The following is a 14246-nucleotide window of genomic DNA, read 5'->3' on the forward strand; positions in this document are numbered from 1 at the left end:
GTCCGACATAATCTGCCCTTCAGGACCAGCGGAACAGCCGGGCCGCGCCGAGCCCGAACACCGCCAGATAGCCCACCAGCACGGTAGCCGACAGCAGGCTCGGCCAATGCCCCGTGGCCGCGCTGTGCAGCGCCACCTCCCCCGCGCCGAGCGGCGTGAAGTCGCCGACCCGCTGCAGCACGTGCGGGAACACCTCGCGCGGCGTCCACAGCCCGGCGAAGAACATCGACGGGAAGAACAGCAGCGTGCCGATCGAGTTGGCGGCCTTGCCGGTCGGCGCCAGCGCCGCGATGAACAGCCCGATCGCGAAGACGCCGAGCGCCGCGAGGAGAAACGCCACGACAAAACCGGCGAAGTTGACCGGGAGCGGCACGTCGAAGGCGATCCGGCCGACCGCGATGGCCAGCGCGCTCGCCACGATCGCCGTCAGCATTGCCGCGGTGAGCTGGGCGCCCAGTAACAGCACGGGCCGGGCCGGCGTGGTGGCGAGCCGGCGCAGAATCCCTTTTTCCCGGTACGTGGCGAGCACCAGCGGCGTGACCTGCAGCCCGAGCATCGCCAACGTCAGCGCCACCGCGATCCCGACGTAGATGTCGATCACCCGGGAACCGCCGAGGGCGGGGTTCGGCTGCCGGAACGCCGGGATGCTGCCGAGAATGGCCACCAGGATCGTCGGGAAGAGCAGCGAGAAGAAGGCCGGCAGCGGCTCGCGGAACAGCAGCCGGAGCTCGTTACGGGTCAGCTTGACAAACATGATCAGTCCCTTCCCACCAGCCGGACGAACGCGTCGTCCAGGCTGGCCTGCTCGATCCGGAGGTCGTTCGCGATGATCTGGTGGGCGGCCAGCACCGAGGTGACCGCGTGCAGCAGGTTGCCGGTGCCGACGACCTCGATCTGCGGGCCGTGCCGCTCGACCGCGCTCACCTCGGGCGCGGCCAGCAGCAGCGCGTCGTCGACCGGCACCGACGGGCGGAACCGGATCCGCTGCTCGGCGCTGATCGCGTCGACCAGGCCGGCCGGCGTGTCCAGCGCGACGACCTCGCCGCGGTCGATCACGGCGAGCCGGTCGCAGAGCCGGGCCGCCTCCTCCATGAAGTGCGTGACCAGCACGATCGTCACGCCGGTGTCGCGGATCGACTCGATCAGGTCCCAGGTGTCCCGGCGGGCCTGCGGGTCGAGCCCGGTGGTGAGCTCGTCGAGGATCGCGATCTCGGGATCGCCGATCAGCGCGAGGGCGATCGAGAGCCGCTGCTTGCGGCCGCCGGAGAGCTTCGCGTAGCGGGAACCCAGATCCCCGGATAGGCCGAGCTTGGCGGCCAGTGCCCGCCAGTCGGCCGGCTCCGGGTAGAAGGCGCTGTAGAGCTCGAGCGCCTCGCGTACGGAAATCTTGTCCGGAAGTTGACTTTCCTGCAGCTGCACGCCGACCGTACGCCGGAGCGAGGGGTCGCGAGGGGGACGGCCGAGCACGGTGATCGTGCCGCCGTCGGGTTTGCGCAGGCCGGCCACGCACTCGACCGTGGTGGTCTTGCCGGCGCCGTTCGGGCCGAGGATGCCGAAGATCTCGCCGCGCTCGACGGTGAACGAGACGTCTCGTACCGCGAGCGTGTCCCCGTAGCGCTTCCGCAGGTTCGTTACCTCGATGACTGGCATGCATCGAGCGTCGCGTGGATCGACCGCCGCCGAATCGACCGGCGAGCGAAGCTTTCGATCAACCGGTTGGTGGATGCCGGACTACGACGCGACCGCCTCGGCGCCCTTCCGGCGGCCGGCGACCGCCGCGTAGACCGAGCCGACCTGGGCTGCCACCCGCCTCCAGGAGTACGCCTGGCGGGCGCGATCCAGCGCGGCCGTCGCGTACGCGAACCTGCGCACCTTGTCGTTGACCAGCCGGCGCAGGGCCCCGCCGAGGGCTCGCGGGTCGCGGGCCGGCACCAGGTCGCCGGTCAGCCCGTCGACCACCGCCTCGGTCAGGCCGCCCACGGCGGTCCCCACGATCGGCACGCCGCAGGCCATCGCCTCCAGCGCCGAGGTTTCCGTCTCCTCCTGCCAGGGCGCCGCCACCAGCAGGTCGGCCGAGCGGTACCAGCCCGGCATCTCCGCCCACGGCACCCGACCGACCAGCCGGAACCGGTCGGCGACCTGCAGTTTCTCGGCCAGGGCGCGCAGCGTGCGGGCGCCCGGGTCGGCGGGCAGTTGCTCGGGGGCGGGGCCGCCGACGACGATCACCTCGGCGCCGGGCACGTAGGGCATCGCCCGGATGACGTCGCCGAAGCCCTTGCGCTCGACGAGCTTGCCGACCGACAGGATGCGCGGCCGTTGCGGGTCGCGCTCGACGGCCGGGCCCTCGGGGGTGAAACGCTCCGAATCGACCCCGGCGGGCACCACGGCCAGTTGCGTCCTGGGCACGCCGATGCGCACCAGGTCGCGTACCTCGTCCTGATTCTGCGCCACCACCCGGTCGACGGCGCGGCCCAGCGCCCGCTCGTAGCCGGACCGCGACGGCTTGCCGCCGGCGGTCGCCTCGATCTCGCCGAGCTCGTGGAACGACTGCACCACGGGAATGCCGAGCCGGCGGGCGGCGGTGACGGCGGCCAGGCCACCGGTCCAGAAGTGCGCGTGCAGCACGTCCGGCGTCCAGGACGCGCCCCGCCAGTGCTCCCCCAGCCACCGGGCGAACTCGCCCATGTGCGGCAGCAGGAGATCGGGCGGGATGACCTGCGGCGGGCCGGCCGGGACGCGGACCACCCGGATGCCGCCCGGGGTGGTGACCTCGTCGGCCGCCGCCGGATCGTCGCGGCGGGTGTAGACGCGGACGTCGTGGCCGAGCTCGGCGAGAGCGGCGGACAGGTCGGCCACGTGGTTCGGCCGGCCGCCGTCGCTCGAGGGGCTGGCGTGCTCGGAGATCATCGCGATGCGCACGGGGTCCCCTCCGGGTCGGCGACGGTGACGCGTTGCTTCTGCCCGACGCCCAAATCGGTAAACATCGCCGAGGCCCAGGCTACCCGCCGGCTTCAGCCGACGGTCTGGAACGAGCGCTTCGCGAAGCCCATCATGTAGCCGTCGATCGCGGTCCGGACCGGGGCCTCCGGGTCGGTGGCCGCGCCCAGCGTCACGAACAGCGGCAGGTAGTGGTCGGGCGTCGGGTGCGCGTACGGCATGCCCGGCGCCCGCCGATAGTTTGCCAGGGTGTCGACATCCCCGCGGGCCAGCGCGTCGCCGACCCAGGCGTCGAAGTCGGCGGACCAGGCCGGAATCTGGCCGGACATCATCTCCCGGGTGATGAACGGCAGCCCGTGCGTCATGAAGCCGGAGCCGATCACCAGCACGCCCTCCGCCCGCAGCGAGCGCAGCCGGGCGCCCAGGGCCAGCAGCCGGGACGGGTCGTGGGTGGGCATGCTCAGCTGCAGCACCGGGACGTCGGCCAGCGGGTACATCGCCATCAGCGGGACCCACGCGCCGTGGTCCAGGCCACGGCTCGGGTGCTGGTGGACCGGCTCGGCCCCGGGCATGGCGCCGGCCACCCGGCGGGCCAGCGCCGACGCGTCCGGAGTCGGATATTTCATCCCGTAATAGCGCGGGTGGAAGCCGCCGAAGTCGTAAACCAGGGGCGTACGCGCGGCCGGCGCGGAGAGCATGAGCGGCGCGCTCTCCCAGTGCGCCGACACGATCAGGACGGCGCGCGGCCGGGGCATCGACTGGGCCCAGGCGAACAGCTGACGCAGCCACGGGCCGTCGTCGAACAGCGGCGGGGCGCCGTGGCTGAGGTAGAGCGCCGGCAGCGGGCCGTCGGCCGGCGTCCAGTCGCGCTGGGCCCGGGCCGCGGGCAGTGCTTCGAGCAGGAATTCGTCATACGCGCCGGCCGGCACCGCCGGATCGAAGATCGAGGACATCAGGGGGCCTTCCGGACGGTGGGACAGCGATCGTTCGGCGCGACGGCGCCGAGGATGCGGCGGCCGATCTCGCCCAGCTGGCGCTGCTGGGGCTTGGTGAGCGGGTCGAAGACGAACCGGCGGACCGCCTCGACGTGGCCCGGGGCGGTGGCGACGACCTTGGCCCAGCCCTCCTCGGTGAGGGCGGCCAGCGTGTAGCGGCCGTCGGTCGGGTCGGGCGAGCGGCGGACCCAGCCGCGCCGCTCCAGCCGGGAGACCACCTGGGAGAGGCGGGGCAGTGAGCCCTCGGCGACGGCGGCCAGATCACTCATCCGCATCGTGTGCGACTCGGCCATGGAGAGGCCGGACAACACGAGGTACTCGAAATGGGTCAGGCCGGCGTCGCGCTGCAGCTGGGCGTCGAGCGCGCCGGGCAGATGCATCAGGACGGCGGCGACGGACATCCACGTCTCCTGCTCGTCGCCGGCCAGCCAGCGGGGCTCCGATTCGGCTTCCACCACGCCAGCATAGCTTAACGCGTTAACCGCCGATCACTTGCAGCGTGAAGTAACTTCCCGTACGGTGCGGTTCACTCGTCAACTCATCGCGGCCGTGGAGGGCCTTGTGAACGTGGTTTTGTGGATCATTGCGGGTCTGCTCGCCCTCGCCTTTCTCGCCGCCGGCTCGATGAAGCTGCTGCGTTCGAAGGAGCAGCTCAAGGAGGCCGGCATGGGCTGGACCGACGACTTCCCGGCGGGCACGGTCAAGCTGATCGGCGGGCTGGAGGTGCTGGCCGCGATCGGGCTGATCCTGCCGCCGGCGCTCGGCATCGCGCCGGTGCTGGCGCCGCTCGCGGCCACCGGGCTGGTGCTCGTCATGCTCGGCGCGATCGTGGTGCACACGCGCCGCAAGGAGAACCAGATGGTGATCGGCAACCTGGTGTTGCTGGCGCTGGCCGTCGTGGTGGTCTGGGGTCGCTTCGGGCCCTATTCGTTCTGATCGGTGCGGACGGTCAGGGTGCCGATGCCGGCGTGGGCGGTTATCGCGTACCGGTCGCTGGTCTTGCTCCAACCCGGCGTTTGCACGACGGAGCGGAACGTGATCGCCTGGCCGGCGCGGGTCCAGGGCAGGTCGGCGTAGCCGGCGCCGCGGTCCAGCTCGAGGCGCATCGGGTCGCCGCTCAGCACGACGCTGCCGACCGGGCCGTCCAGCGTGATCGGGACGGTGCCGGCGGGCGGCGGCAGGCGCACCTCGACCAGGCCGGAGGCGCCCAGGGCGAGCCGGGTGAGGCGGCAACGGCGCAGGTCCAGCTCCTGCTCTCCGGCGCCGGCCGGCAGCGCGATCGACCAGCGGACGTCCCGGTTGAGCACGACGCGCACCTCGTCCGGGCCGTCCCCGCCGGTCGGCAGCAGGCTCGCCCGGACGGTGCCGTTCTCGCTGGTCACGCGCGGTTCGAGGCCGGAGTCGCCGGGGGTGCTGATGCGGTAGAGCAGGCCGGGCAGGGTGGCCGTGGTGACCTGGACGCGGGAGGCGCCGTCGGCCACCGTCAAGTACGCGCCGGTGCGATCCAGGAGCGGGCCGGCCGCCACGTGGTCCGACCGGTCGGCGGCGGCCGGTGCCGCGGTCCGGGGCGCGCACCCGAGCAGGGCACTGACCAGCGATAATGTGACGATTGTCCGGAACCTTGAGCCGCGGGGACGCAATCCGTGGGGCACTATCGGACAACGGAGAATCGGCCGAACGGGTGACGGCGATCCCGGTTGATCACGACAAACTGGTCGAATGCGTTCTGCCGGATTCCTGTCCGACCGCCAGCGCCGGTTCGCCTGGCTCGGTTTTCTGCTGGCCGCCTTCCAGGCCCCGCTGGCTGCCAAGGTCATCGACGACGCCTCCTGGCTGTTCGCCGTGGTCGTCGCCCTGCTGGTGGCCACGGTGATCCTCGCCGACGACGCGCAGCGCCGGCGCCCCACGCCCTCGGAGTAGCGCTACCCGGCTGCACCTGTCGGGCGAACCGTTCGCGAACCCGGGCTCCGTAACTTTTCCTCTCATGAATGGCCTGTTCAGCGGCGCCGCCGCCCGTGCTGCCCTCCGTTCCGCCTACGCCTGCCTCGCCGAGCTGCACGACACCGTGGGTGTCGCCGGCCTCGACGCCGCCGACGCCAACCCGGGTCTGATGGCGGTCGTCGACCAGCACGCCGCCGGCATCCGCGACAGCCTGTCGGTCGACGTCCGGCCGCTCACCGCGGTGATCCTCGCGGCCTACGCCGAGGGGGTGCGGGACGCCGCGTTCACGCACGGCTGGCGCCCGCCGGTCGGCGCGTTCGACTGGACCGAGGACGACTGGGTGATGCGCCGGCTGCTCGCCGTGTGCGCGCTCGCGCGTACGCTGCCGGACCCCAGCTGAGGCAGTAACCACCGATACAGGCTGTCCGTCTCGTCGGGGCCGGCGCCGGGTTTTCCCGGCGCCGGCCCCCCTTGATTTCCGTGCAACTGCGTCAAGAATCGGACGGACGGAGGGCGGGGGATCGTCCGAATGGCCGAGTGCGGTTACGCTTTTGGTCATGGCTGGGACGCGTGGGGTGAGCTCCTCGATGGCGCCCGCCTTGCCCGTGCCGGGCCTGCGCAGCTGTGCCGATCTGACGGCGGCCATCGATTGGTCCGCGACCGGGCTCGGGCCGCGCGACCGGTGGGACCAGGCCGTGGCGGCCGCCGTCGAGCTGGTGCTGGCCTCGCCGATGCCGATGGCGGTCAGCTTCGGCGACGACTTCGTGCTGCTCTACAACGATGCGTATGCGGATCTGATCGGCGCCCTGCACCCGGCGGCGCTGGGCCGTCCGGCGGCCGAGGCGTTCGGCGAGCTGTGGCCCTCTCCCGGTTTTGGCGGCGTGATCGAGGACGTGTATCGCGGCGGCCAGCCGTTCCTGGAGGCCGAGACCCAGCTGACCGTGGCGCGGACCGAGGGCGGCCGGCCCGAGCAGGCCTTCCTCACCCGCGGCCACTCGGCGGTCCGCGACTCCCGGGGCGCGATCGCCGGCGTGCTGACCGTCGCCGCGGTGACCACCCAGGTGACCCGCCGCCTGCAGAATCTCGGCGAGCTGACCGCCCGGCTGGCCGGCGCGCTCACCATCGACGACGTGGCCCGGGTGGTGCTGGGCTATCTGATCGACTCGTTCGACGTCGACCACTGCAAGTTCGCGGTCGACGACGGCGCCGCGTTCCGCGCGGTCCGCCGGATCCGCGGCGAGGTGCTGGACGAGGCCGACGAGCGCCTTCCGCCGGTGTGGAAGCCGCTGCCCGACGAGGACCGGTTCCCGCTGGTCGCCGCCGCGCGGGTCGGCCGGCCGCTGTTCGTCGCGGACGGCGAGCCGCTCGGCGCGGTGGCGGTCGACCGGCACGAGCGCCGGATCCGGGCGCTGGCCGCGCTGCCGCTGCGGACCGCGTCGCTGACCGGCGCGCTGAGCATCGGCTACCGCGAGCCGCACACCTGGCTGCCGGCCGAGCGGGCGCTGCTGAGCGCGGCCGCCCAGCTGGTGGGGCAGGCGGCCGAGCGGGCCCGCCGGTTCGAGGCCCAGCACGGCACCGCCCAGCTGCTGCAGCGCAGCATGCTCCCGGAACACCTGCCCGAGCTGGAACACTTCCGGATAGCCGCCCGGTACGCCCCCGGCGTCGACGGCAACGCGGCCGGCGGCGACTTCTACGACGCGTTCCGGCTGGCCGACGGCCGGCTCGCGATCGTGCTGGGCGACGTGGCCGGCCACGACGTGCGGGCCGCCGCGGTGATGGGCCAGGTGCGGGCCGCGCTGCGGGCGCTGGCGCTGACCACCGCCGAGCCGCCCGAGGTGCTGGCCGGGCTGGACCGGCTGGTCGGCTCGCTGGGCGCCGAGTCGCGCAACGAGGAGATCTTCGTGACCGTCGTCTACGGGGTGCTCGACCCGGCCGACGGCACGATCACGCTGGCCAGTGCCGGCCACCCGCCGCCGGTGTTGCGCCGCGCGAGCGTGGCCGGCGAGCCGCCCACGGCCGAGCTGGTGAAGGTGCCGCCGGGCGCGCCGCTCGGGCTCGGCGGCCGGTGGCAGACCGGTCAGGTGCGGCTCGAGCCGGGCGACACGATCATGCTGTTCAGCGACGGGATGGTCGAGCGTCGCGGCCGGTCGCTGAACGAGGGGCTGGACGCGCTGGTCGCGGCGGCCGCGTCGGCGACCAGCGGCGACCCGCGCAACCTCTGCTCGCTGGCCACCGCGGCGGTGCCCGGCCCGCCGACCGACGACGACGTGGCGGTGCTCGCGGTGGAGCGGGCGGTGACCCGCAGCCGGTCGGATTCCATGCGGGTGGCGGCCGAACCGACCGGGCCGAGCCGGGTACGCCACTGGATGACCAACCGCCTACGCGAGTGGGACGTCCCCGAGCCGGTGATCGCCTCGGCCGTGCTGTGCACCAGCGAGCTCACCACCAACGCCCTGCTGCACGCCGGCACCCCGGCCCAGGTGGAGATCGACCTCAACGCCGAGCGGCTGCTCGTCTCGGTGGCCGACACCGGCACCCGGGGCAGCGTGATCCGCACGCACGACGGGATGGGCAGCCTGTCCAGCCGCGGCCGCGGGCTCGGGCTGATCGAGGAGCTGAGCGACTCCTGGGGCACCGACCCGTCGGTGCGGGGCTCGACGGTGTGGTTCGAAATCTTGATCCACTCCACTGTCGACTGATCACCTGTTTAACAGTCGCGTTACATTCAAACCGTCAACCCATTACCGTACGTAGCCGAAACACGCGCTAAAACGGGCATTGAACCCTTGGGTAGTGACGAAGCGTATTGGGTGTCGTAAGGTGTTGAGGGACTTGGGGACATCCAACTTGGAGCGGCGAATGCGGATCAGGGGCTTTGCGCCATCGACCCCTTGCTGGGTGGAATTGACCACGGCGGAGCCGGCTCGGGCGGCCCGTTTCTACGGCGAGCTGTTCGGCTGGGAGGTCGACGGCGATCACTTCCTGCTGGACGGCCGCGCGGTCGCCGGCCTCAGCGGGAGCCGGTCCGACCGGCCCGACGGATGGCTGACGTACCTGGCCGCGCCCGATCTCGACGGGACGATGGACCGGGTGCGATCGGCGGAAGGCCGGCTCCGGACCCGCCCGGAAGAGCGACCCGGCGCCCGTAGCGCGATCGTCGCGGACGCCGACGGCGCGATGTTCGGCCTCTGGCAGCCGAACGGGTTCGCCGGCACCCAGGTGCGCGGCGAGCCCGGCACGATGGCCTGGTCCGACCTGCTGACCGACAACGTGGCCGGGGCGACGGCGTTCTACGGCTCGGTGTTCGGCTGGACGCTGACCCACGAGTTCGGCAGCGGCGAGTGGCTCTCCGAGGCGCACGACTCGGTGGCCGGCGTGATCTCCGGCCGCCACGACCGGCGCTGGCAGCCATCCTTCCAGGTGGCCGACTGCCCGGAACTGGCCGACCACGTCGGACGGCTGGGCGGCCGGGTGACCGCGGGGCCGACCGAGATGGGCCTCGGCCGGTACGTCGAGATCGTCGACCCGGCCGGCGCGCCCTTCGCGATCACGGCGCCGCTGCCGCGCCCGGTCGAGCTGTCGGTGGCCTACAACGACATCATCGGTCTCGAGCTGACCTATGGCGGCTCGGCGGCCTTCTGACGCTACCATCCTATTTGGAGGGTTCACCATACGCGTAGGTTCCCGAGCGGGAGGCATGCCGTGGACGCTGACCGGATGGCCCGGCTCGACGACCTGCAACGGGATCCCTACGGAACGTATGAGCGAGCCCGCCGCACCCCCGGCCTGACCTTCGTCCCCGAGCTGAACGCCTGGCTGGTCAGCCGGCAGGCCGACGCGCGGGAGGTGCTTCGCCGGCCGGCGGAGTTCTCGTCGGCCAACGCGCTGCTGCCGGACGTGCCGCCCAGCCCGGCCGTGATCGGCGTGCTGATGCAGGGGATCGGCGGCTCGCCCACGGTGGTCACCTCGGACGGCGACGCGCACCAGCGCTACCGGGCGCCGCTGTCCCGCGGGCTCTCCCCGGCGCGGGTCGCCGCGGTCGTCCCGTACCTCCGGGAGCGGGCCGCCGCGCTGGTCGACTCCTTTGCCGATGTCGCCGGCCGGCAGCCCGTCGACCTGGTCGAGCGGTACGCGAGGCGCCTCCCCGGCGAGGTCATCGGCCACCTGCTCGGCCTGGCCGCGGAGGACGTGCCGGTCGCGATCTCCGGCAGCTACCGCGCCGAGCAGCTGCTCTTCCGTCCCCTGCCGGAGGAGGAGCAGCTGGCCGCCGCCCGGGACGTGGTCGCCCTGCAGCACCTGCTCGACGGGTACGCCCGGGCCCGCCGGGCGGATCCCCGCGACGACCTGTGCACGGAGATGGTGTCGGCGCTGGCGCCGGGCGACGGCGAGCTGAGCTTCGAGCAGCGCGGCGAGATCGTGTCGAACCTGCAGAACCTGCTGATCGCCGGGCACCTCACCACCACGGCGCTGATCGGCTCGGCCCTGCTGCACCTGCTCCGCGACCGGGCGCAGTGGGAGCTGCTGTGCGAGCGCCCCGAGCTGATCCCGGCCGCGGTCGAGGAGGCGGCCCGGTACGACACCGCCGTGCAGGGTTTCCGCCGCGTCACCACCCGGCCGGTCACCATCGCGGGCACCGACCTGCCGGCCGGCGCCGCGGTCTTCGTGGCCTTCGGCTCGGCCAACCGGGACGAGGCCGCCGGCGAGCAGCCCGACGTCTTCGACATCACCCGCGCGCCGGTCCGCCACCTGGCGTTCGGCCACGGCGTGCACGGCTGCCCGGGCGCGCAGCTGGCCCGGGAACAGGTGAAGATCACGCTGGAGACGCTCACCGAGCGGCTCCCGGGCCTGCGCCTCGCCCCGGGCGAGGACGGCGCCATGCTCCCCACGATGATCCACCGCTCGCCGCGGACGCTCACCGTGGAGCTGTAAGCCCCGGGGAGGAGCCGCCGTGCGACCAGAGGCGTACGGCAGCGCCATTCCCGGGTCCGATGTGCGGCGGGGCCGCCGCTCGTAGCGTCCCCCACATGACCATCAATGCTGTTCAGGCACGCGCCGCCGTGGCCGTCACCGACCTGGTGAAGGTGTACGGCAGTGGCGAGACCTCGGTCCGGGCGCTCGACGGGGTGAGCGTGAGCTTCGCCGCCGGCCGGTTCACCGCGATCATGGGGCCGTCGGGCTCGGGCAAGTCGACGCTCATGCACTGCGCCGCCGGGCTGGACACGGTGACCGAGGGCACGGTGCGGCTGGGCGACACCGACCTGACCCGGCTCTCGGACACCGCGCTGACCCGCCTGCGCCGGGACAAGGCCGGCTTCATCTTCCAGTCCTTCAACCTGCTGCCGGCGCTCACCGCCGAGCAGAACATCACGCTCCCCCTCGAACTGGCCGGCCGCCGGCCCGACCCGCAGTGGCTGGCGCAGGTGGTGGACGCGCTCGGGCTGCGGGACCGGCTGCACCACACACCGGCGCAGCTCTCCGGCGGGCAGCAACAGCGGGTGGCCTGCGCCCGGGCGCTGCTGAGCCGCCCCGAGGTCATCTTCGCGGACGAGCCGACCGGCAACCTCGACTCCCGCGCCGGGGCCGGTGTGCTCGCGTTCCTGCGCCGCTGCGTACGCGACCTCGATCAGACCGTGGTGATGGTGACCCACGACCCGGTGGCCGCCGGGTACGCCGACCGGGTGGTGCTGCTGCGCGACGGGCGGCTGGCCGGCCAGATCGACGAGCCGACCGCCGACGCGGTGCTGGACGCGCTGAAGCGGCTGGGGGGCTGAGCCGTGCTCAAGGTGACCCTCGCCGGGTTGCGGGCGCACCGGCTGCGCCTGGTCGCCACGGCCCTGGCCATCGTGCTGGGCGTCGGGTTCGTGGCCGGCACGCTGGTGTTCGGCGACACCGCGCGGGCCGCGCTGTTCGACCAGTTCGCCCGGGCGGCGCGGAACGTCGACGTGGCCGTGCGGCCGCCGCGCGACACGCTGCCTTCGTCCACCGTGGACGCCGTCCGGGCGGTCCCCGGGGTCGCCGCCGCGGACGGCCGGATGCAGGTCCCGCTCCCGCTGCTGGACCGTACCGGCAAGCTGGTCGGCAACGGCGACCGGCCGGGCCTGGCGATCTCGGTCGGCGGCGTCGACCGGCTGCGGCCGTACGACGTGACGACCGGCCGGGCGCCCGCCGGGCCGGACGAGGCGGCACTGGACGCGGACACCGCGACCCGGCTCGGCTACCACGTGGGCGACGCGGTGACGGTGCTCGACGATCACCAGCAACGGCGCCGGCTCACGCTGGTCGGCCTGCTCGGCTTCGGCGCCTCGAAGGAGTACGCCGACCAGTCGGTGCTGGCCATCACCGCGGCGACGATCACGGCGCTCACCGGGGCCACCGGCTACCAGCAGGTGGTGGCCGCGGCGGCGAGCGGCGTCCCGGATCACACCCTCGCCGACCGGGTACGCGCCGCGCTGCCCACGGCCGATCGGGTCAGCACCGGCGACCAGTACCGGCTGGACCTCGCCAACGACGCGGCCAACCAGGTCGAGGCGTTCCTCACCGTCGTCCTGGCCTTCGCCGTGATCGCCTGCGTGGTGGCCGCCTTCGTCATCTACAACACGTTCACCATCCTGATCGCCCAGCGGGTCCGGGAGTTGGCGCTGCTGCGCTGCGTGGGCGCCGGACGCCGCCAGTTGTTCGGCTCGGTGCTCCTGGAGTCGACGGTGGTCGGCCTGATCGGGGCGGCGGCCGGCATCGGGCTCGGGCTGGCCGTGGCGTACGGGCTGTTCAGTGGGGCCGAGGCGCTCGGCGCGCCGCTGCCCGCGCACGCGTTGGTGTTGAGCGCCACCCCGGTGCTGGTCGCGTTGCTGCTCGGCGTGCTGGTGACGATGGCCTCGGCGGTGGTGCCGGCGATCCGGGCCACCCGGGTGCCGCCGCTCGCCGCCCTGCGCGACCGGCCCGACCAGGGCGTGGGCACCGTCCGCGGCCGGGTGGTCCTGGTCGTGCTGGCGCTGCTCTGCGGGGCCGGCGGCACGCTGCTGACCGTCGCCGGCTCGGGCAACCACGACAACCGCACCGGCACGCTGGAGGTGATCGCCGGCGGGCTGGTGAACTTCCTCGGCGTGCTGCTGCTCTCGCCGCTGTTCGTAGGCCCGCTCACGGCCGTGCTCGGCTGGCTGCCCGGCCGGCTGTTCGGCGTGCCGGCCCGGCTCGCGGCGGCCAACGCGCGGCGCAATCCGGGGCGGACGGCCGCGACCACGGCCGCGCTGATGATCGGGGTGGGGCTGATGTCCTCGGCGAGCGTGGCGGTGGCGACCGTACGCCAGACCGCCACCGACCAGATCGCGGCGCACTACCCGGTCGACTACGTCCTGCAGCCCCAGGAGGGCGCGCCCGCCGGCACCCGGATCCCCGAGGCCGTGGCCACCGGCCTGCGTGCCGCGCCGGCCCTCGGCTCGGTGGCCTCGATCCGCCTGGACCCGTCCACGGTGGACGGCACCCGCGCCGTGCTCGGCACGGTGGATCCCACCGGTCAGGCCATGCTGGGCGGGTGGACGTCGGACCTGCGCCCCGGCTCGGTCGTCCTGTTCTCCTCGGCCGCCGCCGCCCGGGGCAAGCGGGCCGGCGACCGGGTGCGGATCACCGTGGCCGGCCGCACCGCCGAGCTGACCGTGGCGGCGCTGGCCGCCGGCCGCTCGGAGACCGGCGACGCGGTGGTCTCCTGGGCCGACTTCGCCCGGCTGGCGCCCGTCGCCGGGGACAGTCTCGTGCTGGTCAAGGCCGCCGGCGGGGTGTCGCCGGCCGCGTCCCGGGCCGCCGTCGACGCGGTCACCGGCGCCTATCCCCTGGTGTCCGTCTCCTCGATCGCGCAGTGGCGGGCCGAGATCAGCAGCTCGGTCAACGAGATCATCACGGTCGTCGCGACGCTGCTCGCGTTCGCCATCCTGATCGCGCTGATCGGCATCATGAACACGCTGTCGCTGTCGGTCTTCGAGCGCACCCGCGAGTCGGCGATGGTCCGCGCGCTCGGCCTGACCCGCTGGCAACTGCGCGGCACGCTGCTGGTCGAGGCGCTGCTGATGGGCGCGGTCGGCGCGCTGGTCGGGGTGGGCTTCGGCCTGCTCTACGGCTGGGCGACGAGCCGGGTGCTGTTCAGTGGCTTCGCCGCCGACATCTCGATCCCCGTCGGCCAGCTGCTGCTCTACCTCGCGATCGCGGTGCTGGCCGCCGTGGTGGCCGCGATCCTGCCGGCCCGCCGCGCCGCGCGCGCGTCGATCGTCGCCGCGATGGCCGAGACCTAGGGCCTATCTGGTGGATCACGTGGGAGCGAGGCGAGGTCCAGGTGGTGGCTGGCGTCGGCCGCGAAGCGGTCGCATCCCGGTGTTGGATGTGGCC

At 73.3% G+C, this 14246-nt stretch carries 14 protein-coding genes; 8 read left to right on the forward strand and 6 right to left on the reverse strand.

What is annotated here, in order from left to right:
• Positions 1-19: 19 nt before the first annotated feature.
• The 5 genes from IH26_RS0133325 to IH26_RS0133345 form a co-directional block, all read right to left on the reverse strand.
• A complete protein-coding gene (locus tag IH26_RS0133325; RefSeq protein ID WP_030440236.1) occupies positions 20-754 on the reverse strand; it encodes an ABC transporter permease in 735 nt (244 codons plus the stop codon).
• A 2-nt stretch (positions 755-756) separates the two neighbouring features.
• Positions 757-1650, reverse strand: coding sequence for an ABC transporter ATP-binding protein (locus IH26_RS0133330; RefSeq protein WP_030440237.1), 894 nt, complete (start codon positions 1648-1650; stop codon positions 757-759).
• Positions 1651-1731: 81 nt separating this feature from the next.
• Positions 1732-2919 (reverse strand): glycosyltransferase, encoded by a 1188-nt coding sequence (locus IH26_RS0133335; protein WP_030440238.1) that lies wholly within the window; start codon positions 2917-2919, stop codon positions 1732-1734.
• 92 nt (positions 2920-3011) lie between these two features.
• The gene (locus tag IH26_RS0133340; RefSeq protein ID WP_030440239.1) at positions 3012-3890 is read right to left on the reverse strand and encodes a dioxygenase family protein; all 879 of its coding nucleotides are present in this window, start codon (positions 3888-3890) and stop codon (positions 3012-3014) included.
• On the reverse strand, positions 3890-4387 hold the full coding sequence (locus IH26_RS0133345) for a MarR family winged helix-turn-helix transcriptional regulator (RefSeq protein ID WP_030440240.1): 498 nt from the start codon (positions 4385-4387) through the stop codon (positions 3890-3892). Before IH26_RS0133345 ends, IH26_RS0133340 begins: the two co-directional genes overlap by 1 nt.
• Positions 4388-4493: 106 nt before the next feature.
• Here IH26_RS0133345 and IH26_RS0133350 point away from each other — a divergent pair, with 106 nt between their 5' ends.
• Complete coding sequence (locus IH26_RS0133350) at positions 4494-4868, forward strand: DoxX family protein (protein WP_030440241.1); 375 nt, start codon at positions 4494-4496, stop codon at positions 4866-4868.
• On the opposite strand, the gene IH26_RS0133355 is transcribed toward IH26_RS0133350, so the two are convergent.
• Positions 4856-5458, reverse strand: a complete 603-nt coding sequence (locus tag IH26_RS0133355) for a hypothetical protein (protein ID WP_030440242.1) — start codon at positions 5456-5458, stop codon at positions 4856-4858. The two genes, IH26_RS0133350 and IH26_RS0133355, sit on opposite strands and share 13 nt — an antisense overlap.
• A gap of 193 nt (positions 5459-5651) precedes the next feature.
• Between IH26_RS0133355 and IH26_RS0133360 the strand changes: the two genes are divergently transcribed.
• The 7 genes from IH26_RS0133360 (at position 5652) to IH26_RS0133390 (ending at position 14152) form a co-directional block, all read left to right on the forward strand.
• Positions 5652-5852 carry a hypothetical protein gene (locus IH26_RS0133360; protein WP_030440243.1) on the forward strand — a complete coding sequence of 67 codons (201 nt, stop codon included), beginning with the start codon at positions 5652-5654 and terminating at the stop codon, positions 5850-5852.
• 64 nt (positions 5853-5916) lie between these two features.
• Positions 5917-6273, forward strand: coding sequence for a DUF6401 family natural product biosynthesis protein (locus IH26_RS0133365; protein ID WP_030440244.1), 357 nt, complete (start codon positions 5917-5919; stop codon positions 6271-6273).
• Between the two features lie 157 nt (positions 6274-6430).
• Positions 6431-8572, forward strand: coding sequence for an ATP-binding SpoIIE family protein phosphatase (locus IH26_RS0133370; RefSeq protein ID WP_030440245.1), 2142 nt, complete (start codon positions 6431-6433; stop codon positions 8570-8572).
• A gap of 199 nt (positions 8573-8771) precedes the next feature.
• The gene (locus IH26_RS0133375) at positions 8772-9515 is read left to right on the forward strand and encodes a VOC family protein (protein WP_245665742.1); all 744 of its coding nucleotides are present in this window, start codon (positions 8772-8774) and stop codon (positions 9513-9515) included.
• A 60-nt stretch (positions 9516-9575) separates the two neighbouring features.
• The gene (locus IH26_RS0133380) at positions 9576-10802 is read left to right on the forward strand and encodes a cytochrome P450 (protein WP_030440247.1); all 1227 of its coding nucleotides are present in this window, start codon (positions 9576-9578) and stop codon (positions 10800-10802) included.
• 95 nt (positions 10803-10897) lie between these two features.
• Positions 10898-11644 (forward strand): ABC transporter ATP-binding protein, encoded by a 747-nt coding sequence (locus tag IH26_RS0133385; RefSeq protein WP_030440248.1) that lies wholly within the window; start codon positions 10898-10900, stop codon positions 11642-11644.
• A gap of 3 nt (positions 11645-11647) precedes the next feature.
• Complete coding sequence (locus IH26_RS0133390; RefSeq protein ID WP_030440249.1) at positions 11648-14152, forward strand: ABC transporter permease; 2505 nt, start codon at positions 11648-11650, stop codon at positions 14150-14152.
• The last annotated feature ends 94 nt before the right edge of the window (positions 14153-14246 follow it).

Source organism: Actinoplanes subtropicus (assembly GCF_000721705.1).
Taxonomy (GTDB): domain Bacteria; phylum Actinomycetota; class Actinomycetes; order Mycobacteriales; family Micromonosporaceae; genus Actinoplanes; species Actinoplanes subtropicus.

Excerpts from the sequence above, each read along its gene's own strand:
- IH26_RS0133325 (WP_030440236.1), bottom strand. The coding sequence starts at position 754 with ATGTTTGTCAAGCTGACCCGTAACGAGCTCCGGCTGCTGTTCCGCGAG.
- IH26_RS0133330 (WP_030440237.1), bottom strand. The coding sequence starts at position 1,650 with ATGCCAGTCATCGAGGTAACGAACCTGCGGAAGCGCTACGGGGACACG.
- IH26_RS0133340 (WP_030440239.1), bottom strand. The coding sequence starts at position 3,890 with ATGTCCTCGATCTTCGATCCGGCGGTGCCGGCCGGCGCGTATGACGAA.
- IH26_RS0133360 (WP_030440243.1), top strand. The coding sequence starts at position 5,652 with ATGCGTTCTGCCGGATTCCTGTCCGACCGCCAGCGCCGGTTCGCCTGG.
- IH26_RS0133365 (WP_030440244.1), top strand. The coding sequence starts at position 5,917 with ATGAATGGCCTGTTCAGCGGCGCCGCCGCCCGTGCTGCCCTCCGTTCC.
- IH26_RS0133370 (WP_030440245.1), top strand. The coding sequence starts at position 6,431 with ATGGCTGGGACGCGTGGGGTGAGCTCCTCGATGGCGCCCGCCTTGCCC.
- IH26_RS0133385 (WP_030440248.1), top strand. The coding sequence starts at position 10,898 with ATGACCATCAATGCTGTTCAGGCACGCGCCGCCGTGGCCGTCACCGAC.